General features: G+C 29.7%; 24 protein-coding genes. 6 read left to right on the top strand and 18 right to left on the bottom strand.

Annotated elements, in window-relative coordinates; translation table 11 throughout:
* Window positions 1-18: 18 nt before the first annotated feature.
* From FMM56_RS05150 to FMM56_RS05080, 15 genes are all read right to left on the bottom strand, one after another.
* The gene (locus FMM56_RS05150) at window positions 19-1,401 is read right to left on the bottom strand and encodes an NADH-quinone oxidoreductase subunit N (protein ID WP_150151138.1); all 1,383 of its coding nucleotides are present in this window, start codon (window positions 1,399-1,401) and stop codon (window positions 19-21) included.
* Window positions 1,398-2,882, bottom strand: coding sequence for an NADH-quinone oxidoreductase subunit M (locus FMM56_RS05145; protein ID WP_150140661.1), 1,485 nt, complete (start codon window positions 2,880-2,882; stop codon window positions 1,398-1,400). Before FMM56_RS05145 ends, FMM56_RS05150 begins: the two co-directional genes overlap by 4 nt.
* Window positions 2,883-4,679 (bottom strand): NADH-quinone oxidoreductase subunit L, encoded by a 1,797-nt coding sequence (gene nuoL, locus FMM56_RS05140; protein ID WP_150151135.1) that lies wholly within the window; start codon window positions 4,677-4,679, stop codon window positions 2,883-2,885. It lies immediately after the preceding gene.
* A gap of 1 nt (window position 4,680) precedes the next feature.
* A complete protein-coding gene (nuoK, locus tag FMM56_RS05135) occupies window positions 4,681-4,977 on the bottom strand; it encodes an NADH-quinone oxidoreductase subunit NuoK (RefSeq protein ID WP_150140665.1) in 297 nt (98 codons plus the stop codon).
* A complete protein-coding gene (locus tag FMM56_RS05130; RefSeq protein WP_150140667.1) occupies window positions 4,977-5,495 on the bottom strand; it encodes an NADH-quinone oxidoreductase subunit J in 519 nt (172 codons plus the stop codon). The genes nuoK and FMM56_RS05130 overlap by 1 nt, the downstream gene beginning before the upstream one ends.
* The gene (gene nuoI, locus FMM56_RS05125) at window positions 5,489-6,094 is read right to left on the bottom strand and encodes an NADH-quinone oxidoreductase subunit NuoI (protein ID WP_150140669.1); all 606 of its coding nucleotides are present in this window, start codon (window positions 6,092-6,094) and stop codon (window positions 5,489-5,491) included. Before nuoI ends, FMM56_RS05130 begins: the two co-directional genes overlap by 7 nt.
* 10 nt (window positions 6,095-6,104) lie before the next feature.
* Window positions 6,105-7,103: an NADH-quinone oxidoreductase subunit NuoH gene (gene nuoH / locus FMM56_RS05120; RefSeq protein ID WP_150140671.1), complete on the bottom strand. Its 999-nt coding sequence runs from the start codon at window positions 7,101-7,103 to the stop codon at window positions 6,105-6,107.
* A complete protein-coding gene (locus FMM56_RS05115; protein WP_150207947.1) occupies window positions 7,096-9,549 on the bottom strand; it encodes an NADH-quinone oxidoreductase subunit G in 2,454 nt (817 codons plus the stop codon). Before FMM56_RS05115 ends, nuoH begins: the two co-directional genes overlap by 8 nt.
* Window positions 9,546-10,238, bottom strand: a complete 693-nt coding sequence (locus FMM56_RS05110) for a hypothetical protein (protein ID WP_150140675.1) — start codon at window positions 10,236-10,238, stop codon at window positions 9,546-9,548. The genes FMM56_RS05115 and FMM56_RS05110 overlap by 4 nt, the downstream gene beginning before the upstream one ends.
* Entirely contained in the window at window positions 10,235-10,462 is a 228-nt protein-coding gene (locus FMM56_RS05105; protein ID WP_150140677.1) for an NADH-ubiquinone oxidoreductase subunit E family protein, read from the bottom strand. Before FMM56_RS05105 ends, FMM56_RS05110 begins: the two co-directional genes overlap by 4 nt.
* On the bottom strand, window positions 10,459-11,685 hold the full coding sequence (nuoD, locus tag FMM56_RS05100) for an NADH dehydrogenase (quinone) subunit D (protein ID WP_150140679.1): 1,227 nt from the start codon (window positions 11,683-11,685) through the stop codon (window positions 10,459-10,461). Before nuoD ends, FMM56_RS05105 begins: the two co-directional genes overlap by 4 nt.
* A gap of 1 nt (window position 11,686) precedes the next feature.
* Window positions 11,687-12,478, bottom strand: coding sequence for an NADH-quinone oxidoreductase subunit C (locus FMM56_RS05095; protein ID WP_150140681.1), 792 nt, complete (start codon window positions 12,476-12,478; stop codon window positions 11,687-11,689).
* Window position 12,479: 1 nt separating this feature from the next.
* Window positions 12,480-12,983 carry a NuoB/complex I 20 kDa subunit family protein gene (locus tag FMM56_RS05090; RefSeq protein ID WP_150140683.1) on the bottom strand — a complete coding sequence of 168 codons (504 nt, stop codon included), beginning with the start codon at window positions 12,981-12,983 and terminating at the stop codon, window positions 12,480-12,482.
* Window positions 12,965-13,351 carry an NAD(P)H-quinone oxidoreductase subunit 3 gene (locus tag FMM56_RS05085; RefSeq protein ID WP_150140685.1) on the bottom strand — a complete coding sequence of 129 codons (387 nt, stop codon included), beginning with the start codon at window positions 13,349-13,351 and terminating at the stop codon, window positions 12,965-12,967. Before FMM56_RS05085 ends, FMM56_RS05090 begins: the two co-directional genes overlap by 19 nt.
* Window positions 13,352-13,649: 298 nt before the next feature.
* Complete coding sequence (locus tag FMM56_RS05080; protein ID WP_150140687.1) at window positions 13,650-14,033, bottom strand: hypothetical protein; 384 nt, start codon at window positions 14,031-14,033, stop codon at window positions 13,650-13,652.
* Window positions 14,034-14,239: 206 nt separating this feature from the next.
* Between FMM56_RS05080 and FMM56_RS05075 the strand changes: the two genes are divergently transcribed.
* From FMM56_RS05075 to FMM56_RS05060, 4 genes are read left to right on the top strand one after another with little or no spacing between them, the layout of a single operon-like run.
* The gene (locus FMM56_RS05075) at window positions 14,240-15,163 is read left to right on the top strand and encodes a DMT family transporter (protein WP_150140689.1); all 924 of its coding nucleotides are present in this window, start codon (window positions 14,240-14,242) and stop codon (window positions 15,161-15,163) included.
* The gene (gene kdsA / locus FMM56_RS05070) at window positions 15,163-15,978 is read left to right on the top strand and encodes a 3-deoxy-8-phosphooctulonate synthase (protein ID WP_150151129.1); all 816 of its coding nucleotides are present in this window, start codon (window positions 15,163-15,165) and stop codon (window positions 15,976-15,978) included. The genes FMM56_RS05075 and kdsA overlap by 1 nt, the downstream gene beginning before the upstream one ends.
* Window positions 15,965-16,945, top strand: a complete 981-nt coding sequence (gene dcm, locus FMM56_RS05065) for a DNA (cytosine-5-)-methyltransferase (protein ID WP_150151126.1) — start codon at window positions 15,965-15,967, stop codon at window positions 16,943-16,945. Before kdsA ends, dcm begins: the two co-directional genes overlap by 14 nt.
* Complete coding sequence (locus FMM56_RS05060; RefSeq protein ID WP_150207945.1) at window positions 16,938-17,681, top strand: type II restriction endonuclease; 744 nt, start codon at window positions 16,938-16,940, stop codon at window positions 17,679-17,681. Before dcm ends, FMM56_RS05060 begins: the two co-directional genes overlap by 8 nt.
* A 125-nt stretch (window positions 17,682-17,806) precedes the next feature.
* Here the strand turns inward: FMM56_RS05060 and FMM56_RS05055 are convergent, their stop codons facing one another.
* The 3 genes from FMM56_RS05055 to FMM56_RS05045 are packed head-to-tail and all read right to left on the bottom strand — an operon-like array spanning window position 17,807 to window position 22,744.
* A complete protein-coding gene (locus FMM56_RS05055) occupies window positions 17,807-19,702 on the bottom strand; it encodes a motility associated factor glycosyltransferase family protein (protein WP_150207943.1) in 1,896 nt (631 codons plus the stop codon).
* 22 nt (window positions 19,703-19,724) lie between these two features.
* Complete coding sequence (locus tag FMM56_RS05050; protein ID WP_150207941.1) at window positions 19,725-21,584, bottom strand: motility associated factor glycosyltransferase family protein; 1,860 nt, start codon at window positions 21,582-21,584, stop codon at window positions 19,725-19,727.
* A 41-nt stretch (window positions 21,585-21,625) separates the two neighbouring features.
* Window positions 21,626-22,744, bottom strand: a complete 1,119-nt coding sequence (locus tag FMM56_RS05045) for a hypothetical protein (RefSeq protein ID WP_150207939.1) — start codon at window positions 22,742-22,744, stop codon at window positions 21,626-21,628.
* Between the two features lie 131 nt (window positions 22,745-22,875).
* Here FMM56_RS05045 and rpmI point away from each other — a divergent pair, with 131 nt between their 5' ends.
* Together rpmI and rplT are read left to right on the top strand one after the other, a co-directional pair.
* Window positions 22,876-23,067 (top strand): 50S ribosomal protein L35, encoded by a 192-nt coding sequence (gene rpmI, locus FMM56_RS05040; protein ID WP_150140699.1) that lies wholly within the window; start codon window positions 22,876-22,878, stop codon window positions 23,065-23,067.
* Window positions 23,068-23,152: 85 nt separating this feature from the next.
* Complete coding sequence (gene rplT / locus FMM56_RS05035) at window positions 23,153-23,506, top strand: 50S ribosomal protein L20 (protein ID WP_150207937.1); 354 nt, start codon at window positions 23,153-23,155, stop codon at window positions 23,504-23,506.
* Window positions 23,507-23,564: the final 58 nt, after the last annotated feature.

Below are 23,564 nucleotides of genomic sequence, written 5' to 3'. Positions count from 1 at the left end.
TGTTATTATATCATAAACTTACAACATAGAAATAACAGCAAAAATTCCAGCACAAACGCAAAGACTTAAAATCAAATTTTGCTTTAAATCTAGTTTTTGCATAGGGCTTGTTTCTCCTTTGATAAATAAGGCGTGAATGATTAATTTAAGATAAGCATATAAGATAATAACTGAACTTAATGCTATTATAATTGCTACAAACCAATAACCACTGGTAATAGTAGCAACTAAAACCATAAATTTACCCCAAAATACGCCAAATGGAGGAATTCCAGCTAAAGAAAGTGCACAAGTTCCAAGGCAAAAGCCGGTTAATGGTTTTTTTGCTAAAAGTCCATTTAAAGAACTATAATTGCTATCTTTTAAGGTGCTTAAAATCAAAAATGCCCCATAATTTGCAAAGCCAAAAAGAGTCCAATACCCAAAAACTGGCAATAAGCTAAATTCAAGTATATTTTTAGCAGGGGTAAGCAGTGGCACTATAGCAGTTACTATAAAAGAAGAATGCACTATAGAACTATATGCAAACATTTTTTTAATATCTTTTTGAGAAATTGCCCCGATTGCTCCCATAAGCATAGAAAAACAAGCTAGTATTAATATAGGAAGTTCAAAGCCTGTATTTTTTAAATAATCAAACAAACGAACGATTACAGCTAGCATTGCTATTTTTGGAACAACTGAAATAAAGGCTACTAAATTAGCATGTGAAGCATAATACACATCTCTTAACCAAAAATGAAAAGGTACTAATGAAAGCTTTATAGCACATAAGATAAAGATTAACACCCCAGCACCTAAAAGCCAAACGTCCTTTGTGGAATTTTGCAACAAAACAGCTAAATCTAAACTAGCACTTCTTGCATAAAATAGGGCTACTGCCATTACAAAAAAGCCAGAACCAACGGCTGCAACACTAAAATATTTAATGGCTGAACTTATAGCATTATTTGTGCTTCTCATGGCTATTAAGGTATAAAGTGCAAGAGAAGAACTTTCAAGGCCTATAAAGATTAAGGCTAAATTTGAACTTGATACCATTAATAAAAAAGAAGCACTCATAAATAAAAATAAGGCATAAAATTCGCCTTGATTTTCTTCTTTTTGCATTAAAATATATAAAAATGAAAAAATTAATATAATGCTACTTGCACAAAAGGCTATTAAATCATTATTTAAGGTACCTAAAAAGGCCTTTGCCTCAAAGCCTTGGTCATTTACATTTGAAAGCATTAATAAAAAGCTAACTAGCAAGGATAAGGCACTTACACTTATATAAAAACTTCTATGAAATTTATAAAAACAAGCACAAAGTAAAAGTATGCTAGCTACTGCAATTAAAAATAAAAAAGGGTAAGCTAGACTTAGATTTAATTCTTGTAAATTTAATAATTCATTCATTTACTAGCTCCTAACGCATGTAAAAAATTTATAGTATCTTGTTCAACAGCCCTGATATTCATAACTTCTAAGATTTTATCAACATCCTTTTCAATAGGGTATAAAAGTACTTTTGGGCTAATTCCTAGATAAAAAACAAGACAAACCATAGGGATTAAGGCTATGATTTCTCTTGAGTGTAAGCTAAAATTTATTAAGCTTGATTTTTCTTGCATAAAACAAATTTTTCTCAATACATAAAGCATATAAATGGCACCTAAGATTACTATTAATCCAGCAAAAAGTCCATAAATTATATGTAGTTTTGCTATACCTAAAAGCACCAAAAACTCGCCAACGAAATTTATAGTAATAGGTAAGGATATACTTGCAAAACTCATAATAGCAAAGAAAAGTGTAAAAAGTGGGGCTTTTTGAGCTAGTGAGTGAAGTTTATCAAGGCTTGTTGTATTGTATCTTTCATAAAGGCTTTGTGCTAGTAAAAATAGGGCTGCGGTTACAATGCCATGTGCAAACATATAAAAAATTGAACCACTAATTCCTATGGTATTAAAGGAAAAAATTCCAAGTACCATAATGCCAAGGTGAGAGATAGAACTATAAGCGATTAACTCCCTTAAATCATCAGCCTTAAAGGCTATGAAGGCTGTGTATAAAATGCTTAATATGCAAAAAGACGCAATCATAGGCAAAAAATACACACTTGCATCGGGAAAAAGTGGTAAGCAAAAACGCAAAAAGCCAAAGGGCGACATTTTAAAGGCTACTAGCATTACAGATACTAAAATAGGTGAATTTGCATAAACCTTTGGAGCCCAGGTGTGAACTGGAAAAAGTGGGGCTTTAATGGCAAAGGCAAAGAAAAAGGCACAAAAAAGGATTAATTGCTGGGTAAAACTTGCTGCTGAGACATTATTTTTCCAAATTTCAATATCAAAGGTCCAAATTCCTAATAATTGATAATTTAAATAGGCTAAATAAACCATAGAAACAAGCATTAATATCGAACCTGCAAAGGCATAAATAAAAAATTTCAAGCCTATAATATATTCTTTTCCATAAACGCCTATTATAAAAATAAGTGGTAAAAGTGAAAATTCCCAGAATATATAAAAAAGCAAGGCATCAAGGGAGCTAAATAGTCCCATAATGGCAAATTCTAAAAAGAAAATAGCTGCTACCATTGATTTTTGTTCTACCTTTAAAAAAATAAAGGCTAAAAAAATCATTAAAGAACAAAGTATCATTAAACTTAAGGCTATACTATCAACGCCTATATGGTAGCTGAAAAAATTTAAAAGCTTAAAAGGTAGTTTAAATTCAAAGCTATTTTCAAAGACTAAGTAATCATAAAAAATTTTTAAGTTTAAGCCTAAAATCATTAAAGAAGCAAGAACGCTAAAAAATTTTACTCCACCACGATTTAAACAAAGTACAACAAAGGCTACGATTAAAGGAAAAAATATTAAATAATTAAGCATTTAAATACCCCACACTATCAAAAGTAAAAGCACAAAGGCAAGAACTATAAATTTAAGCATTAAATTTAAATTATTTGGCATGATTAAACTTTGAGAAGTTTTCATAAAAGAATTTGCTATGCCTTGGACAAAGTTATCAATTACTTGTATGTCAAAGTCTTTTAAAAGTACGCACAAGCTTGAAAATTTAGCAACAAAGTATTGATGATATAATTTTGGAATAAAATAATCATTAGCTAAAATTTTATAAAACCACCTTTTTTCTAAACTAGGTTTAAACCAGTTATTTCTATAAGCTAGGATTGCAAAAAGAATTCCTAGCAAGGTAACACTAAGGGCAAGTATTATAACTAAGGTATTTTTGGCATCTATAAAAGGTAAATCAATACTTACAAAGTTAAAAAATTGGTGTTCAAAAAAGCCCATTATACAAGCTAAAATCATTAAGGGAGACATTGCTAAAATTGCTAGTTTACTTGCTTCGTGTGCGTGATTAAAATGTCGAGCTGGTGTGAAAAATACTAGCATTAATAATCTAAAACTATAAAAGGCAGTTAAAAAAGTAGCTATTAAAAGCCCTAAAAATAGCCCGTGATTGTGGCTAATAAAGGCATAGCCCATAATTAAATCCTTTGAGAAAAATCCAGCAAAAGGATAAATTCCAGCCAAAGCTAATGAACCCAAACACATAAAAATAGCTGTTATTTTCATGCTTTTATAAAGTCCACCCATTTTTTTAATATTTAATTCATTATCTATAGCATGCATAACATTTCCAGCCCCTAAGAATAAAAGGGCTTTGAAAAAGGCATGAGTTGCAAGGTGAAAAAGTGCTATTGAGTAAGCCCCAAGACCAGCTGCTACAAACATATAGCCAAGTTGCGAAAGGGTAGAATATGCAATAATTCTTTTTAAATCCTTTGCTACAAGTGCCATAGAAGCAGCAAATAAGGCTACAAAGGTACCAAGTATGGCTATAAAATAGCTTACTTCAAAGACTAAATCATAAATTGCACTTGCCCTAATTACCAAGTAAACTCCTGCAGTTACCATGGTAGCAGCGTGAATTAATGCAGAAACAGGGGTAGGACCTGCCATGGCATCGGCTAACCAAGTGTGAAAAGGAAATTGGGCTGATTTTCCCATAGCTCCTATAAAAAGGCAACTTGCAATTAAGATTAAAGAAGTGTGGTCAAAGCTTGAAATATTAGCAAAGACCTCGTTAAATTTTAAACTTCCAGTTTGTAAATAAAGCCAAAAAATGCCAAGTAACATACCTAAATCAGCCATTCTATTCATAATAAAGGCTTCATTTGCAGCAAAAGAATAGGTATTGTTTTGATACCAAAAGCCAATTAATAACCAAGAACAAAGCCCAACGCCTTCCCAGCCTACAAAAAGCCCCAAGAAATTATCACTCATTACCAAAAATAGCATTGAAAATACGAAAAGTCCTAAAAAGGAAAAGAATTTATTAAATTTCTCATCACCTGCCATATAAAAAATACTATAAAAATGAACGCAACTTGCAACAACCCCAACAACGCTCATCATAACAAGGCTTATAGTATCTATATTAAAACCAAAAGAAAGATTTATAAGTCCTATCCATTCTATAAATTCAATATTAAAATTTTGCCCCATAAATAATAAAATTATAGAACATAACGCACTTAGACTTATTAACAAAGAACATACAAAGCCAAGCACAATACTTTTTTTAGCAAAGGAAAAAGTCCCTGCTAATAAAAAAGATATAAAGGGTGCAAATAAGGCAATTAAGACTAAATTTTGCATTTTATGCCTCCACTTCTTTTAGACTTGAAAGTTCTAAGGTACCAGTTTTTCTATACCAAAGTACGCATAAGGCTACGCCAATTGCTACCTCACAAGCTGCTACACCCATGACAAACAAAGCAAAGGCTTGTCCATTTAAATCAGAATGCAACTTAGACCCTGCTACAAGGGCTAAATTTGCACTATTTAATAAAATTTCACTTGATATAAAAAGCATGATTAAATTTTGTCTTTTTAAAATGCCTATTAAGCCTATTATAAACATTAAAAATGCTAGTATGAAGTATTTTTCTATCATTATTTTTTATCCTTAATAAGTTCTTTATGAGTTAGTACAATAGCACAAACTAGGGCTATTAAAAGCAAGATTGCTATAAATTCAAAGGCTAAAAGGTATTTTGAAAAAATAGCTAAGCCAAGCTGTTTATTAAAATCAAAGATATTTTCATCAATTAGGGTTAAATTTGCATTTAAACCTTGAGGATTAAAGCCTTGTATAATAGCAAGTAGCAAGATAGCACTTAAAATAATTAAAATAGAGATTGTAAATTTTGAACTTAATTTTTCTTTTAAATTTTTTGAAGCATCAAAAAACATCATAGCAAAGCTGTAAAGTCCTAAAACTGCCCCACTATAAACAATGATTTGAATTACTCCTAAAAATTCAGCATCAAGTAAAAAATAAAAACTAGATAAAAACACCATGCCACCAGCTAAAGAAGATAGGGCGTAAAGCATATTTTTACTAAACACTGATATTAAGAAAAAGCCTAGGGTTATTATGGTAAAAAAATAAAAACTTAATTCTTCTAACATTCTTTTTCCTTTATCGCATCATAATAATTTGGCGTTTTTTTAACAAAATTATCTGCATCACTTCTTAAACTACCTGCCCCTTGAAATTCAACTTGGTTTTTTAAATTATCAAGTGGGGTTAAAAAATCTTCCTTAAAACCATAATAAGATCTTTGCTCGGCCGCATTTTCAATCTCAGTACCATGAACAATGGCTAACTCAGGGCAAACCTCTGCACAAAAGCCACAATATATACAACGACCCAAATTTATACTATAATTATTTACTTTTTTTCTACCATCTTTACCTAATGAAGTTTCCATTCTAATGCAATTGCTTATACAAATTTTCTCACAAAGCCCACAACCTATACACCTTTCATTTTCACTTTCAATAAAACGCATTAAACGATGAACGGCCCTGTATCTATTGTCAAGTTCTACCATTTCAAGTGGGTATTTAATGGTAGCTGAATTTCCTTTTTTAAGTAATTCTCTCATCATTACATAAAGACCTACGAATAATTCTAATTTAACGCAACGAATTAAGCATTGTGAAATTTTTTGCCAAGTTGTATTTGGATTTTTCCTTTTTTCATCTACTATAAAATAATTTTTCATTATACTTTCCTTATATCAAAATAGCTAAGGCTGTGAAAAGTAAATTTAAAACAGCCAAAGGTATTAAGATTAAATAACACATTTTCATTACTTGGTCGGGGCGAAGTTGTGGAAAGGCAGCCCTTGCCCAAAAATACCAAAAGAAAATAAAGCTTGATTTAAGTATTATCATAATCCAACCAGGAATAAACCAAAAATCGTTATATCCTCCTAAAAATAAAAGGGTGATTAAAATCGCCCCTGCTATCATGGATGCATATTCTCCTATGAAAAACATTCCCCATCTTAAACCAGAATACTCAGTACCATAACCTGCAACTATGTCAGCCTCGTTTTCACTTAAACAAAGAGGAGTTCTATTTGTTTCTATAAACATAGCTATAACAAAAAGTATAAAGGCTAGGGGTTGTTTAAAAATTAACCAAGATAAAATTCCATCCTTTTGATAATTGCTAATTTCAACCAAGGAAAAAGAACCAACCAGCATAATCACAGCAATTAAAGCAAGAGCACTAACGCTTTCATAAGAAATAACAGATACCAGACCTCTTGCCCCACCTATTATGGACCATTTATTATTACTAGCAATACCTCCTAAAAAGGTAGCGTAAAAACAAAGCCCAGAAGTCCCTATTACAAAAAGAACAGCTACATTTATATCAGCAATTATAGGCTTTATAGTATGTCCAAAAAGCGTAAATTCAGGTAGCATAGGAATGGCAGCTAAGGATACAAAGGCACAAATTGCAGCTATTAATGGGGCTATTGCAAAGATAATTTTTTGTGAATTCGTTGGGATTATATCTTCTTTTGTGAAAAGTTTTATCATATCAGCTACAAGTTGGATAAGCCCGAAAGGTCCTACCATATCAGGACCGATTCTTCTTTGAAAATATCCTAAAACCTTTCTTTCTGCATAGGTTGCAAGTCCTGCTAGGGTTGCAAAAATAGCTATTACAATAATACATTTTATTATAGTTTCAAGTGCAAAAAAACCAAATTCACTCATTATTTACTCCTATTATTTTTGCCTTTGTAAATCTTTCATCAAAAAAGCTTAATGTATCGATTTTATCATCAAAATAAGGCAAATACGCACCATTTTTTAAATCCTTATCAATGCGAACACTTAGCGTTAAGCTATGATTTTTAACTATTAATTTAACTAAATCTTTGTTTTTTAATCCTAAATCATTTGCTAAACTTTCACTAAGTCCTAAAAATATAGTCTCGTTTATACTACTTGCCCTATTTGAAAATCTACCAAATTGATAACTAGGATTTGCACTATAAAGTAAAATTTCATCTGTATTATCTTCTTTATTTTCTAAATTTGGCATTTCAAATTCAAATTTTGCCTCTTTTTCAAAGTTTTTTAAATTTAAAATATAGCCTCTGTGATTTACTCCACCATTGTCGTAAAAATTGCTTAAATCATCAAAATTTATAGGCAAAAAGCCCTTATTTGTAGGAAGTCTTTTTGTATAATCAATGGTATATTTTTCATCAAAACCTAAGGCATTTGCTAAATCATTTAAAAAATAACCCTTAAATTCAAGGGCTGCATTTGTTGGGACTAGCCTTTTATCGTAATTTACAAAGCTTCCTTCTTGTTGGTTTAAACTTGAACTTGCCAAATTTGCCCCTTCTTCATAAGAAAAGCTAAAATCGCCTTTTTCATTGTAACCTAGAATTTTACCTTGAGTGCTTTCATCTAAATCGCAAATCAAACTAACGCCTAAGGTATTTGTATGCGTTGGGTTTAAAAATACCTTAAAAGGCGTTGTACTTTGTACTAGGGCTGCTAGTTTTGCAAGTTTTAAGGCATTTTTAGAAAAATAAAAATCACTACCTATAATAAGGGTAAAATTTGATTTTTTCAAAAGCAAGTCATCAAGCTTATTTTCATCTAAATTTAAAGCTTTAGCAAAGATAGAATTTTTTACCTTTATAGTTTTTTTCACCTTTTTTATAATAGTTTTTTTAACCATTTCTTTTATCTCTTCGCCATTTTCATTTTGCTTACTTACTTCTTCTTCAATCTCTTCTTTAATATCTTCTTCGATTTCTTTGTCTACTTCTTCATAAAATTCATTTAATTTTTCTTTTATGCTTTCATAAGAACTAAATTTTTGAAGTATAAAATATAAAATATTTTCTTCATCGCCCACTCTATGAATACAACTTAAAAAATTCTTAGAATACTTTGCCACGCCACTATCTTCAAGTGGGTGAAAGTAAATACCAGCCCCCTTACTCATAACAAGGGCATTATTTACCTTATAACTAAGGGTTGGGGCATCATATCTTAAAAGCGTGCCAGCTACTATTATAAAATCACTTTTTATAATGTCCTTACTTGTACCATTATAAATAAAACCTGCATTGTCACAAAAGCAAGTTAAAAATTTTTGATAAGCTAGTGCCTCATCATTTACAAGCTTTAAGTTAAATTTTTGCTTTAAATTTTGCAAGATTAAGGCTTCTTCATTTGTGATAAAACTATTAAATTTAATGCTTTGAATTTCTTTGTTTTCAATTAAATTTATTAAATTTTTAAAGGCTTTTTCATCCTTTAAGGTAATATTTTGCGTATCAAAGCCATATCTTGCAGCCTTATTTAAGGTAGCAAAGGAAAAATCATTACTAACCCTATAAATTTTAGGATTATTATCATTAATAGCACTTTGTTTAATATCATAATACATTAATTCACAATCGCTAGAATGAGGATTAGACGCAGGTATTCTTTTTAACTCCCATGCGTTTGAAGTATATTGAAAATTTGCCCCAATCAAAGCACCCGTTGGACAAACACTAGTACACTCTCCACAAAATGAACAATCAAGCACATCGCCAGCACTTGGAGTAATCAAGCTTTTTTGAAATTTTGTCCAAATAGCTAGGGCATCCTTACCCATGCTTTCTTTAAAGGATGCATCAGGGGCAACCCCACCACGAGATGTAGTTTTTAGGGCACTTTCTCCTATATTATCTTTGCAAATTGTAATGCACCTTTCACACACTATACAAAGGCTTGGGTCATAATTTATAAAGCCCCATTTTTTATGTGGTTTATGCGTATCTTGTATCCATTGATTTTGTACGTTTACCCTAGCCTTATGTGTGAAATTTTGTAACTCACATTCCCCGCTTTTATCACAAACTCCACATTGTAAGGGGTGATTTATGCAATATGCTTGCATAATCTCGTTTCTTTCTTGCCATAAATTTTCTAAATTACTTTCTACAACCATTCCATCTTTTGCTTTTGTATTGCAAGAATACACTTTTTTTCCATCTGCTTCAACCATACACATACGACAGGCTAAAGTTGGACTACAACCACTTAAATAACAAATTGCAGGTATAAAAATATCGTTTCGTCTTGCTATATTTAAAATATATTCACCATCTTCAAAGCTACATTCTATGCCGTTTATAACAAGCTTCATTTTGCTTCCTTTACACGAATTTTCATAAAATCAAAGCTTTTATTTTCAAAGTCTAAAAAGGCTATTGTACCTTGTAAATTTTCATCTAGAAAAAGTTCTTTTTCAAGCGTTAAATTTTTTGCTTCTATAATGATTTTTGCGTGGTTTTGGCATTTGGCAATTTGTAAAAACTGCTTAGAACAATGTAAGAATTTATCGTTTAATTTTGTGCGAAAAAGTACCAAGCCATCATAATTATCAAGTTCTTTTAAGTCGTTAAATTTAGCCTTTGAAAAATCTTGTTTGTTTTCATTAGAATCTAAAATTTCACAATTAAATTTATTAGCTAGAAAATTTAAAAAATATTTTATACTTTCATAATCTTTATGAAATTTTAAATTTTCATCTATGATAATAGTTTTTGCATTCTTTAAAAAATCTAAAAGTTCAAGGGCCTCTTCTTCTCCAAGGCAAGATTCAGCACTTAAAAAACCCTCATCAAAGTCACTAAAATGCTTACTGTCGCTTAATTTACAAAGCAAGGCTAAAACAAAGCTTAAACTTGCAATCTCGCATTTATAAAATTTAGCCTTTAAATTTTTATCATCAAGGCAAGAAATATTGACATTTCGCCCCCTTATTTTTTCACATAAATTTTTATTTTTAAGACTTAACATATCTACACAGCAAAACACATTTTCATAATTCATTTACTAACCTTTTTTAATGTGATAGTCCAGTCAACTTGATTAAATTTTAAAGAATTTAAAAGCTCACAACCATGTTCGCTAACAAAGGCAAAGCTTTTTTCAACCACGCTAAAATCGCCTATTTCAAACAAAACTACCAAGACCTCGTTTATCTTAGCTTTTTTTATGGTATTTTCTAAATCCTTAAAAAAATCCTTGCTTTTTCTTAAATCCACCCGTCTCATCTATCAATCTCACCTAGTACAATATTTACATTTCCCATAATAGCCACGACATCAGCTAAATAAGTTCCCACAAGCATTTCTTCAAAAAAACCACAATGCCAAAAACTAGGGGTTCTAGCCTTTAAACGATAAGGGCGACTGCTACCATCAGAGTGTATAAAAAAGCCAAGCTCGCCCTTGGGACTTTCAGTAGGCACGTAAACTTCACCCTTTGGTGGTTTTAAGCCTTGAGTTATTAAAACAAAATGTTGCATTAAAGAATAATTTTGAGTTAGAATTTGTTCCTTTGACGCACTTACATATTCAGGGTGATTGCATAAAAGCTCAGGTCCTGTATCTTTGTAAAGCAAGGCACATTGTTTTAAGATATTTAAACACTGCCTAAATTCTTGCATATAAACCTTGTATCTTGCATAAGAATCACCTTGCGTAGCATAAGGAATGCTAAATTCAATCTCATTGTAAAGTAAATATGGCTCTTCTTTTCTAATATCGTATTTTACGCCACTTCCTCTAAGCATAACTCCAGTACAACCCCAATTTAACGCCTGTTCTTTGCTAACTACGCCTATATTTTCAGTTCTAGCACGCCAAATTCTATTATCATCAAGCAAGGCCTCATAATCTGCTATGTCTTTTGGAAATTTATTACAAAAATTAAGCATTTCTTTTAAAAAGCCATCGGGTAAATCAAGCATTACCCCACCAATTCTCATTGAAGAATGAGTTAATCTAGCGCCACAATATTTTTCTATTAAATCAAGTATATATTCTCTTTCCCTAAAACAGTACAAAAACACACTCATAGCACCTATATCAAGGGCATGTGTAGCAAGCCAAAGCAAGTGAGAGGCAATGCGATTTAATTCTAAAAGTATCATTCTAATAACAGCTGCACGCCTTGGAATTTCAAGTCCACAAAGCTTTTCAACCGTGGCACAATAAGCATAATTATTTGAACTTGCAGCTATATAATCCATTCTATCAGTAGTAGGAATAAATTCTTGATAAATCATATTTTCAGCCATTTTTTCCATGCCTCTGTGCATATAGCCTATGCAAGGTCTGGCTTTTTTAACCTGTTCTCCATCAAGTTCTAAAACAAGTTTTAAATTTCCATGTGCTGAGGGGTGTTGAGGACCTAAATTTATAATCATATTTGTATCATCGCGTTCAAAGGCTATATTTTCATAATATGGTTTTAATTTACTAGGAATTTGCATTTTAACGCCTTGTATTTAGTATTTTTTTATTAGCTCTCTTTAGCTTTTTAACAAAGGCAACGCCTTCTTCTTCTTGGTATTCTTGCTTGCTAACGTTTTGAACTCTAGGTTGACCCTTTGGAGTTTCATGGTAAAGCTTTGCGAAATTTATAGTATCTTTTTCATTTACAAAGCCACTATCTCGTTGTTCAGCCCCCACTACCTTTCTATGTTCTTTGCCAAAAATTTTATCAATCTCATACCATTTTGCAAATTCATCACCTTGCAAAGGATAGCTTTTTAAAAGTGGGTGAGAATACCAATCATCAGGCATTAAGATACGTTTTAAATTTGGGTGATTTATGATAAAAATTCCAAACATATCATAAATTTCTCTCTCACTCCAATTTGCCCCCTTAAATACGCTAGTAACACTATTTAATCTTTCTTTTACACCTACAAAGGTTTTTACCCTAACCCTTGTTTTATTTTCTAAATTTAAAAGTTGATAAAACACTTCAAAGCCGTTTTTACTTTCCATAAAATCAATAGCACTTGCTTCTGTAAAGCTTAAATATCCAAGGGTTTTAAGTAAATTTAAGGTTTTAACATTATCTTCTTTTTCTATGTAAAGTACCCAAAAATCAAGCTCAACAAAGGAAGATATAATATTTATCTGTGTTTTTAAAACTTCAAAATCATCTTTAAATTTACTTTCTTTAATGTCTATTTTTGTAGTGCTTGGGGCGTGATAAAATCTATCTTGATAATAATTTTTAAGTTGAGCGTTTTTTTTATTTGTATATTTTCTCATTTTAAATTAGCCTTTTTACTTGAATTTTATGACTTGCCTTTTGTTTTCGTATCTTTTTTTGTAAAATCATTAAGGCAAATTGAAAACTTTCAGGTCTTGGTGCACAGCCTGGTACATAAATATCAACAGGTATTATTCTATCTACACCTTGCACGGTTGAATAGGTATTAAACATACCACCCGTATTTGCACAACTTCCCATAGAAATAACCCATTTTGGATCAGGCATCTGGTCGTATAACCTTCTTGTAAATTCAGCATGTTTTTTACATAAAGTACCTGCTATTATCATCACCTCAGAATGCCTTGGACTAGCCCTAAAAATAGTACCAAAGCGATCAAAATCATAACGCGAGGCACCAGTTGCCATCATTTCAATAGCACAACAGGCCAAGCCATAAGATAGAGCCCATAAAGAATTACTTCTGCCCCATTGAACTAATTTATCAACGCTTGTTAAAACAACAGGCAAACCATTTGTATAATTTACTTGATGCTCTGCCATTGAAAAGCTCCTTTTTTATAAGCATATAAAAATCCTATGCCTAAAAGCAATATAAAAACAACCACTTCTAAAAACCCAAACCAGCCTAAATCCTTAAAAATAAGTGCCCATGGAAACAAAAATACAACTTCTATATCTAAAAGTATGAAAATAAGGGCTACTACGAAAAATTGAGAATTTATTTTATTAGCTTGTTTTACAGGGATTGGACCACACTCATAAATTCCAAGTCCTAATTTTTTACGATTTTTAGCTGCTAGGTTATTGCCTATTTTAGCTGCTAAAAAAACTAATCCAAAAAATATAATCACAGCACAGGCTAACATAGCAAAAATACCAAAATATGGGTGTTGAGTGCTAACAGACATTTTATAAACCTTTTTTGTCTTTAATAAAATTGTATTTTACTAAAAAATTCTTATATAAAAATTTAGCTTTATTATTTTTATATAATCTTGTTTCAATTTTTCACATTTTAAAGGCTTAAATTTTTGTTAAATGCTTTTAATATATTTAAAAATAGTATTTAGTATAAATTTTATCTCTTTTTTTGTAAAAAGAATTTATTAAATAAAACTTAAAAAAGCATTTTTTAAAACTTTAGAATAAAAAATAAGAAAGATTACAAAAAGTTACAAAAGGCTTTAAAAAATTAAAGCCTTAAATTTAAATAGTATTTGCATTTATTGCTGGTGCGATATCAGTTGGGACCTTATCTTTTTTGATAAGATTGTCAAGTAATTCGACCTTTAAATCTATCTCAACTAGAATTTCTAAAAGATTTTTTATATCTTTAATGATATCTTTTCTAGTCTTTATATCTTTCTCAGAGAAAAAACTAAGCTTTGTTTTATTCAATCTTTCCATAGTTTCCAAAATGTTAAGATTGTGAAGTTCATCTAAACGAATGCAAATAGCTTCTTTTATCTCACCTAAACGTTCCTCAAAGCTCCATTTTTCATTTTCTTGTTCTATGGCCCTTTCTTTGAGTTGTTCTTCTATAGCTTCTTTGATTTTATCAGCTAATTCTTTTTTCTTTTTTGCTTTCATAATTTCTCCTTTATGAATTCTTAGAATTTGCCTATTAATAGGCGTTTAATAATGCTAAATGCATTAAATAGACTTTTTAACTTTACTAAACTTTTGCTTAATAAAATATTAATCAAAGGCAATGCTTTAAGTTAAATTTAATATTGCCTTTTTTCTAACTTAAGTAAAAAATAGCTACAATTGCAAGATTTTTTATAAGGCTTAATATGTTAAGGATAATAAAACACAATCTTAGCATTTATTTTATGATACTTGCTTGTTTAGATTTTGCATTTATGGGTGCTTGTGTGAAAATTTTAAGCACTGATATTCCTTCTGTTGAATTAATGTTTTTTAGAAATATTATAGGGCTTGTTTTTATGCTTTATTTGATTAAAAAATCAAAGGTTCATAAAGAAGGTAAGCATTTTTTACTCTTAGTTTTTAGAGGAATTTTTGGGACTTTGTCTTTGTATTTATTTTTTTATAATGTATCTAATATAACGCTTGGTGGGGCTTTTGCCTTTCAAAAAACTGCACCCATTTTTATAAGCTTAATAGCTTTTTTATTTTTTAAAGAAAATATAGGCATAAAGGGCTGGTTAGGAATTTTTATAGCCTTTATCGGCGTACTTTTTATAGTTCAACCCTTTGCAAATGATGAAATTCATACTGGCTTTGATTTTAAAAACTCAAGTCTAGGTATTTTAAGCGGCTTTTTTGCAGCCCTTGCTTTAACTAGCGTTAGAGAACTTAGAAAATTTTATACTACAGAAAAAATCGCATTATCTTTTATCTTTATAGGCACTATAATGCCTTTAATTTCTATGATTTTAGGGGAATTTTATCATTATGAAAAATTTGATTTTATAATAGCAGCCTTTGTAATGCCAAACATATGGGAGTGGTTTATAATAGCCTTAATGGGTTGTTTTGGAACACTTTATCAAATTCATGCTACAAAATCTTATGGCATAGCAAAACAAGCTGGGATTGTGGCCGGGATTAGCTATTTAGACGTGCTTTTTTCTTTAATAGTTGGTATTATTTTAGGGGATAATTTACCAAGCTTTATGGTTTTTATAGGTATATTAGGTATAATTGTCGGTGGATTAATTTTAGTTATTAAAAAGAAAAAAAGGGAAAAATAATGCAAAAAATGATTTTAATAGCAGGACCTTGCGTAATAGAAAGCAAGGATTTAGTTTTTAAGGTTGCAAAGGAACTTGAAAGTTTTAGAGATGATGAAAGGATTGATTTTTATTTTAAATCAAGCTTTGATAAAGCAAATCGCACTAGTATAAATTCCTTTAGGGGACCTGGGATTGATGATGGTTTAAAAGTACTTGAAAGTGTAAAAAAAGAATTTAATATGCAAATTCTAACTGACATTCACGAAAATAGCCAAGCAGAAATAGCTGCAAATGTTGCTGATGTTTTACAAATTCCAGCCTTTTTATGTAGGCAAACTGATTTACTTGTAAGTGCTGCAAGGACAAGGGCAAAGATAAATATCAAAAAAGGACAGTTTTTAAACCCTTATGATATAAAATATAGCGTTAAAAAGGTGCTTCAAACTAGGGGCATTGAAGAAGAAGGAAAGGAAGTAGCTTGGAAAAATGGAGTTTTTGTAGCTGAGAGAGGTTCTAGTTTTGGCTATGGAAATTTGGTTGTAGATATGAGAAGTTTAGTTATAATGCGTGAGTTTGCCCCAGTTGTTTTTGATGCAACCCATAGCGTACAAATGCCAGGGGCAGCAGGAGGAAGTAGTGGGGGAAAAAGCGAATTTGTAGAACCTCTTGCAAGGGCAGCTGCTGGGGTTGGGGTAGATGGCTTTTTCTTTGAAACTCATATAAATCCTTGCGATGCCCTATGTGATGGTCTAAACATGCTTGATATTAAACGATTAAAAAAATGCGTTGAAAGTATATTTAGGATACAAGATAGCTTAAATGACCTTTATTGATTTTTGTTCAGGCATTGGTGGTGGAAGATTAGGACTTACGCTTAATGGTTTTAAATGCTTAGGTTTTAGTGAAATTGACAAAGAGGCTATTAAGACTTATAAGAGTTTTTTTGATACTACAAATGAATTAGAATTTGGGGATATTACTAGTATTAATCCTAAATTCTTGCCCGATTTTGATTTATTAATTAGTGGTTTTCCTTGTCAAAGTTTTAGCATTGTTGGCAAAAGAGAAGGGCTTGAAAATACACAAAAGGGACAAATTGTTTATTATTTAGCAAAAATTTTACAAATAAAACAACCTAAATTTTTTATACTTGAAAATGTAAAAGGGCTTATCAATCACAATGAGGGCAAGACTTTAAAAATTATCTTAGAACTTTTGGAAAATTGTGGTTATAAGGTATCTTATCGTTTAATAAATTCTTTAAATTTTAATTTGCCACAAAGTAGAGAAAGGATATATTTTATAGGTATTAGAAATAATTTAAATAAAAAATTTTATTTTGAAGCACCAAGTATATTAAAAGAAGTTAAATTAAATGATTTTTTATCTCCAAGCAAGAAAAATATTTTTGATAAAAATACGACAAACTATCAAACATTTTTAGCCTATCTAGAAAATAAATATAATAAGAAAAAATTTGGTAATAAAATAAATTTAAATGATATTTTAAAAGAAAATTATTTAGTGCTTGATACTAGGCAATCTGATTTAAGATTATATCGCAATAATTTTCCAACTCTGCGTAGAGATAGGCAAGGAATATTATATGTTTTTAATAAAAATCTTTATAAGCTTAATGGCTTAGAAGCACTTAAATTACAAGGATTTGATAAGATTGAAAAGCTTGAATATAAAATTTCAAATCTTAGTCAAAACAATCTTTTAAAACAATGTGGTAACGCAATGAGTGTAAATGTTATTGAAAATTTAGCCTATAATATAAAGAAAATAAATGGATAAAATTTTAGGGTCAAAAACAGCAAAAAATGGTTTTAAAAATGAAAATTTTGTAGTAGCTACTTTTAATGATTGGAAAAATAATTTATTAGCACAAGAATGGCTTAAGGCAATGAATTATAATTTAAAAGAAATTACACAAGTACAAGCAAGAAAAATTAAAGAAAGTTATAAGGCTGATGTGCAAGTAATTATTTTAATACAAATTAAATTTCAAAATTTACAAGATATACAAAATATCCAAGTAAAACTTGTTTCAAATCCAAGTGGCTTTAATCAAATTGATAAAAGATGGCTTAAATCTTATAAAGAATTGTGGAATATACCAGATGATATTTTAGAACTTTTACAATATTTTGTTGGAGAAAAAGAACCAAAAATCAATAATCCCAAAGATTGTCGTAGAATGTTTTTAAATGAATTTGACTTGAAAGAACAAAGCTTACTTATTGATTTTTTCACTTTAAATCAACCCTTAATTTTAAATGATATTTTAAAAGGACGTGGACAATTTGCAAGTGAATGGTTTTTAGTGATTTTAAAAATCAAAGAAGAGCCATTAAAATGGATTTTAAAACCCATTAATGAAGTAATAAATTTTTATAGTGGCAAGGTAGAACTTTCTAAACAAGGTAGTTTAAAAATTGGTAAAATTACTATGCAAAGAAAGGGCGGGGATAATGGCAGAAAAACTGCTAAAATGCTACAATTTAAAATAAATCCTTGTGAGTTGTTTTAATAAATTTAGTAATAAGCTTAAATTTATAAACCAGCTAAAAACATAACATTTTTTTAATTACAAAGCTATTAAGGGCTTTGTTTTGACATTTTAGATAATAAACACAATAAATTTAAAAATAAAGTTTAAATCAACTTTCTTTTTTCAAGCACGTCTTGTAAAGGCATAATAGAAATTTTTAAGTGTTCGTTTTGGACATCTATTAAGTCGATTATACTTTCAAGTAAGGATTCATGTGCATAAACCCAAGCAAGCATTTTATTTTGTTTATCGCCTTCATTTTTTACAATTCTTGCATAAATAGGGGCTAGTAAATTTTGTTCGTGATAAAGGGTAGGTCCTAAAATCTCAAATAAAAACTCATATCTTTTATTTGCAAGTTTTTCTCTAAATTTATCAATAGCGACAACGGTTTCTTTTAACTTATTTGCATCGTGTTTAAGGGTTATTTTTTGAATTTGGTTTAATAGCTTTTTAGTTGTTTTTTTAAAGGTCATGCTTAAACTCATATTTTTTTTGATTATTTTATAGGTATTTAGTATTAGTTCATTTTGTTCTTTTCTACTTATCTTTTTTACCCTTTTAAAAGGTCTTTTTAACTCACTTGTAAGTAGTTCTTCGCAAACTTCTTTAAAAGGCTTTTCAGTGGCACCTTCAATTCTAGCCCCACCTTCTGTACAATTATAAGTATTAACAAAAAATTTATTTGCATTTATGTAAGATTGAAAGAGATTTCTAAACACGGTCCAAACCTTAGTACTATGAACAATGCCTTCTCCTCCATAAGCAATGGTATCAAATTGATGGTCTATTTCTTCTTTTGTATCAAAATCACTTCCTAGCATATAATCCTTTGAGTGTGACATTCCATCCTTAGCATAGGCTAAGTCTTGTCCTATTAAAATGATATTTGTACAACCCATAGCTTGTGCACACTCATATCCAACATGTGCTACGCTCATTCCTCCTCCTAAGCCACCAAATCTTTTTCTAAGTTTCAAAGATATAGCAAAGGGTAAATTTCTTAAAAAGGCAGCATAGTTCCTTTTATATTTTTCAAGGTATTTTATGGTATTTGGATGCGTTAGGGTAGGTACCATAAAGATAATATCCTTATCAAATTCGCCAAAATCATTATTAAAAAACTCACTAGTTAAAGGTACTCTTTCTAGGGATACTACATAATCAGGCTTTATACCATGTTTATGTAAAATAGTATAAGAAGAATCGGCACAAAAGATTATAGCATTTTTAGCGTATTTTTTAAGTAAGTGAAGTTGCTTTGCAAGGCTTGGTCCAGTAGCTACTATGATAGCATTTTTTGAGATATTTCTTCTTTTTTCAATAACATCTTTATAGCTTAAATTTGAAAGCATATAAGGCATATTATAAAGCATTTGGTCAATGCCAATCATTGCATCATGAGGATCATTCCCTCTTTGAAGGGACCTTGTAACTATCACTTGGTGATTGTATTTATTAATTTCTTTTATATCTTCTTCATATCTTTTATAAAATTCACAATGTAAATTAATATTATAGGTTCTATAAAATAAAACAAAGTCTTTTATATTAAATAAAGCATTTGCAATAGCATAGTGATAGTGTTTAGAATAAATAATCATCAATCTACCTCTATATAAATCTTGTGAAAAATCAAATAAGCTTAGCACTAAATATATAAGTTCAAGTTCTTTTTCATAAACTATTATTCTTTTATGAAAGGTATTTTTGAGTAATGCCTTGTAAAAAATCCCATTTCCTAAGCCATAAAAAAACAAAATAGGCATATAGGAAGAATCTTTAAATTTGTCTAAGTTTTGTTGAAGTTCTAAGAGTGTATCTTTATACATTAACTCGCCAGTTTCATTGTCTATAAAGTTTATATCCAAGCTATCCTTGCCAAATTTTATGCTAAATTTTTTTGTTTTTTCTATCTCTAACAAGGCTTCTTTTAAATCTTTATTAGCCCTTCCAAGCATTGCTTCTAAATTTTTTTCAAAAATTTCATTTTTTATCATTTTTTATCCTTTTTTGGAGTACTTAAACAAAATCGTTACTTTCCCAAATTTTTAAAGTCTTTTCAATCACTTCATTTTGTTTTTGCAAGTACGATAAGCCTTGTAAAAACCAATGCCTTTGAGAGAGTAAAAAATTTATCAAATATTGAGTCTGTTCTTCATCATTTAAAACTTCAAATTTAACTATATTTGCTTCGTTGTGAAAATGTAAAGACTTAGTAAGCTCGTTAAAAAGTTTTAATTTTTTAAAGTCTTTAAAATATGATAAAAGTTTATCTTTAATCTTATTTAAGTTACTATAATTTGGGTTTTCTTGCCTTAGTTCTGGTTCTAGTTTGTCTAGTTCTTTGTTGACCTTAATTATATAATTTTTGCTTTCTAAGAGATTTTTTTTGATAAGTTTTTTCATTCTTTGTGCTATTTTTTTAATCTTTTCTTCATTAAAGGAACCTACAAATTCAAAGGGCTTTTGTAAATCTTGCGTTAAAAACTGCTCACAAGCATTTTTAAAAGGAAGTTCTTTGCACCCTTCAATCCTAGCCCCACCTTCTGTACAATTATAAGTACTAAGTCCTAATTTAGTCCTAGCAAAAAATATATCTCTTTCAAAGGTCTTTCTAAATCCTTCCCAAGTAATTTGCGTTCTAACCTGCCCAACCCCTCCATAAGCATTTGTGTAAAGGTGTCCTCTTATTTCATCACCTTGTGTTCCATAAATATGTTCTTTTGGATGAGAACTACCATCATTTGCATAGGCTAAGTCTTGCCCTATTAAAAAAACATTTTCAAATTTAAGCAAGGCAATTAATTCAAATGCCATATTTGCCACACTTCCCCCAACGCCTAAATAACCAAAATCATCAAGCTTAAGGGTTAAGGATGATTGCAAGGGTCTTTGTACTAGCATGTATTTTCTATTATTTTTTTCTAGGTATTTAATGGTATTTTCATGCACTAAGGAGGCCAGTATAAAAATTATATCTTTGTCAAATTCGCCAAAATCATTATTAAAAAACTCACTACTTAAACTTACCCTTTCAAGAGAAAAAACATAATCAGGCTTTATATTATGCTTATAAAGTATAGGGTAAGAAGAATCAGCACAAAAAATGGCAACTTTGTTTTGATATTCTTTTAAAAGCGGTAGTTGCTTTATAAGACTTGGACCAGTTGCTACAATAGCTGCATTTTTAAGCTTACTAGTTCTTTTTTTTAATAATTCCTTAAAAGGCGTGTGAGTTAGCATTTTAGGGATATTTTGCAGGGTATGGACTATGCCAGTTAGTGAATCCATAGGGTCGTTTCCGTGATTTCTTACTATAAATCTTATAATATCTACTAGTTTTAAATTTAATTTTTGAATTTCATTTTGATAAAATTGTATATAAAAATCGCTATGTATGAAAAGATTATAAATTTTAACGCTTTTTTGAATTTCATTATAGGTAAAAAGGGTGCTAAGTTGGGCAGTTGTGATATTTGGCGTATAAAAAAGTATAAGTTTTTCACTACTTAATTCTTTGCTAAAATCATTTAAATGAAAGGCTAGGGCTAAAATTTCAAGATTATCTTCAAAAACTACTATATGTTTATGCTTTTCATTTTTACATAATTGTTTTATTAATGCCCCATTGCCAAAGCCATAAAAAAACAAAACGGGATATTTTTTATAAGTTGTATTAAACAAATTTAAATGTTCGTTTAATTCTGCTTTTGCATTATTATAAAGTATATGCCCATTATCATCTTTAAAATTTGCTACGTTCTCTTCGTTTACAACTTTCATAGTATAGGGCTTTTTTAGGCTTTTTAGTTTATATGCTAAAATTTCATCTACTTGAAAAAGTGCTTTTGTATTATTTAAAAAAAATATCTCATTCATACAAACTCCAAAAATTTAATTATAATAAAAAAATATTAAATTTATCTCATTACAGAATAATAAGCCTTTAAAACCTTGCCAACACTGGCTTGCCTTTGTCTTCTATAAATAAATTTTTCTTGGGCGTTTTGTCTTTGTAGGCTTATTTGTTCTAATTTTTCTTTATCTTGTGCGTTGTATTCATCTTTTAAGCTTTTAAATTCAGCTTTCACTCCGTCAATATAAATTTGATAAGTAGAACTTGAATCTGCAAATTCCTTTATATCTAAATCCTTGCTATAAGCTAAATATTGATTATAAAGGCTTGATAATTGTTCTTTTGATGCTGAGTTTTTATCTACGCTATTTACATACAGATATAAATCAAAACTCATTTGTTCTTCGTTATTTTTTTTTACATATTCTTCTATATCTTCTTCACCCTGTAAAATTTTATATAATTTTTCATGCCCATTATCTTCGCTTAAAAAGCTTAACTCATTTTTATTTGCTTCTTTTATATCTTGATAAATAAAATTCATTAATAAACCAGACTTTGAAATTTGACCACTTTTATTTAGATAAGGCTTTAAAATTTCATTATTTGAAGTATCATTAACAGCCTTGTCAAAATGAAAATTTATAATCTTATTATCAAGCATTAAGGTATTTAAACTATTTTGCTTTTCAAGGGCCTTGTTTAGCTCATTTTTATTATTATAAATTCTTTGAATATCACCCATAAAATCACCATTACTAGTAGAAAAACCTTGGGCTAAGCTATTAATTTGAGACCGGTTAAATAAACTTTCATCATTGCTATTAAACTCATCATTTACGGCTGATAGGGCATTGTGATATTTATTTAAAAGTTGAGGTAAATCAACATGAGCGTAATTAATATTATCCTGCTTACTAGCAATTTCTTTTGTGATAAGTCTAATGCTTTTAATATTTATATCGTAGTTATTTGGGATATTTGCTAGTTTATTTAATTCTTTTTCAAAAAAGCCATTATCATCGATTCTAAAACCAAATTCACTAGCATAATTTTGATTAAAATTAAAATACAAGTCACTATTTTCGCTTTCTTTTGTCTTATTATTTAGTGAATTTTTTGTCTTTAAACTCTCATAAGCATAGGCTACGTTTTGATAATTTAAACCCGAATCAACTTTCATTCATTCTCCTTATTGCTAAACAAAATTAAGCAATAAATGTGCCAATTTTAAAAAAGCATTTAAGAGTAAAAAAAGAATTAATTTAGTAAAATTAACCTTTTTTCTTAAAACAAATTTTGTAAGGAAAAGTTATGCCAAAAATGAAAAGCGTAAAAAGTGCTGTTAAACGTTTTAAAGTAGGTAAAAACAAGATTAAAAGAGGTTCAGCTTTTAGAAGCCATATTTTAACTAAAAAACCTGCTAAAAGAATGCGTGATTTAAGAACAACAAAATATGTTCACAGCACAAATGTAAAGGCAGTTGAAAAAATGCTATGTTTATAGCAAAAAGTTTTTGACATTGGTCATTCAAACTCCCCTTATATAAGGGAAAGCTCCAATTTGGACGCCACTTTATGAAAGGATAAAAATGGCAAGAGTAAAAACAGGCGTGGTTAGAAGACGCAGACATAAAAAAATTCTAAAACTAGCAAGAGGTTTTTATAGCGGACGTCGTAAGCATTTTAGAAAGGCAAAAGAACAGCTTGAAAGAAGTTTAGTTTATGCTTATCGTGATAGAAGACGTAAAAAAAGAGATTTTCGCAGATTGTGGATAATTCGCATTAATGCAGCCTGCAGATTTAATAATATAAGTTATTCTAAATTCATTAACGGGCTTAAAAAAGCAAATATTCAACTTGATAGAAAAATTCTAGCAAATTTAGCTATGAATGACTTAAATGCTTTTTCAAAGGTAGTTGAAGAGGTTAAAAAAGCTCTTTAGTGTTTGATGAGAATTTTTCTCATCAACTTACAAAAAAATCTTTCATAAAATTAATCAA

It is taken from the genome of Campylobacter sp. LR264d, assembly GCF_008633895.1.
Lineage (GTDB): Bacteria > Campylobacterota > Campylobacteria > Campylobacterales > Campylobacteraceae > Campylobacter_D.
Note: the sequence above shows the minus strand (reverse complement) of the source record. Positions and strands in the feature narration are given on the sequence as shown.

Coding starts and splice junctions, on each gene's coding strand:
- FMM56_RS05145 (WP_150140661.1), bottom strand. CDS start 2,882: ATGCTTAATTATTTAATATTTTTTCCTTTAATCGTAGCCTTTGTTGTA.
- FMM56_RS05110 (WP_150140675.1), bottom strand. CDS start 10,238: ATGAATTATGAAAATGTGTTTTGCTGTGTAGATATGTTAAGTCTTAAA.
- FMM56_RS05115 (WP_150207947.1), bottom strand. CDS start 9,549: ATGAAGCTTGTTATAAACGGCATAGAATGTAGCTTTGAAGATGGTGAA.
- FMM56_RS05050 (WP_150207941.1), bottom strand. CDS start 21,584: ATGAATGAGATATTTTTTTTAAATAATACAAAAGCACTTTTTCAAGTA.
- nuoK (WP_150140665.1), bottom strand. CDS start 4,977: ATGATAGAAAAATACTTCATACTAGCATTTTTAATGTTTATAATAGGC.
- nuoI (WP_150140669.1), bottom strand. CDS start 6,094: ATGAAAAATTATTTTATAGTAGATGAAAAAAGGAAAAATCCAAATACA.
- rplT (WP_150207937.1), top strand. CDS start 23,153: ATGGCAAGAGTAAAAACAGGCGTGGTTAGAAGACGCAGACATAAAAAA.
- FMM56_RS05130 (WP_150140667.1), bottom strand. CDS start 5,495: ATGTTAGAAGAATTAAGTTTTTATTTTTTTACCATAATAACCCTAGGC.
- rpmI (WP_150140699.1), top strand. CDS start 22,876: ATGCCAAAAATGAAAAGCGTAAAAAGTGCTGTTAAACGTTTTAAAGTA.
- FMM56_RS05075 (WP_150140689.1), top strand. CDS start 14,240: ATGTTAAGGATAATAAAACACAATCTTAGCATTTATTTTATGATACTT.
- FMM56_RS05085 (WP_150140685.1), bottom strand. CDS start 13,351: ATGTCTGTTAGCACTCAACACCCATATTTTGGTATTTTTGCTATGTTA.
- nuoD (WP_150140679.1), bottom strand. CDS start 11,685: ATGCAAATTCCTAGTAAATTAAAACCATATTATGAAAATATAGCCTTT.
- FMM56_RS05150 (WP_150151138.1), bottom strand. CDS start 1,401: ATGAATGAATTATTAAATTTACAAGAATTAAATCTAAGTCTAGCTTAC.
- FMM56_RS05090 (WP_150140683.1), bottom strand. CDS start 12,983: ATGGCAGAGCATCAAGTAAATTATACAAATGGTTTGCCTGTTGTTTTA.
- FMM56_RS05095 (WP_150140681.1), bottom strand. CDS start 12,478: ATGAGAAAATATACAAATAAAAAAAACGCTCAACTTAAAAATTATTAT.
- FMM56_RS05080 (WP_150140687.1), bottom strand. CDS start 14,033: ATGAAAGCAAAAAAGAAAAAAGAATTAGCTGATAAAATCAAAGAAGCT.
- dcm (WP_150151126.1), top strand. CDS start 15,965: ATGACCTTTATTGATTTTTGTTCAGGCATTGGTGGTGGAAGATTAGGA.
- FMM56_RS05055 (WP_150207943.1), bottom strand. CDS start 19,702: ATGATAAAAAATGAAATTTTTGAAAAAAATTTAGAAGCAATGCTTGGA.
- nuoH (WP_150140671.1), bottom strand. CDS start 7,103: ATGAGTGAATTTGGTTTTTTTGCACTTGAAACTATAATAAAATGTATT.
- kdsA (WP_150151129.1), top strand. CDS start 15,163: ATGCAAAAAATGATTTTAATAGCAGGACCTTGCGTAATAGAAAGCAAG.
- FMM56_RS05060 (WP_150207945.1), top strand. CDS start 16,938: ATGGATAAAATTTTAGGGTCAAAAACAGCAAAAAATGGTTTTAAAAAT.
- FMM56_RS05045 (WP_150207939.1), bottom strand. CDS start 22,744: ATGAAAGTTGATTCGGGTTTAAATTATCAAAACGTAGCCTATGCTTAT.
- nuoL (WP_150151135.1), bottom strand. CDS start 4,679: ATGCAAAATTTAGTCTTAATTGCCTTATTTGCACCCTTTATATCTTTT.
- FMM56_RS05105 (WP_150140677.1), bottom strand. CDS start 10,462: ATGAGACGGGTGGATTTAAGAAAAAGCAAGGATTTTTTTAAGGATTTA.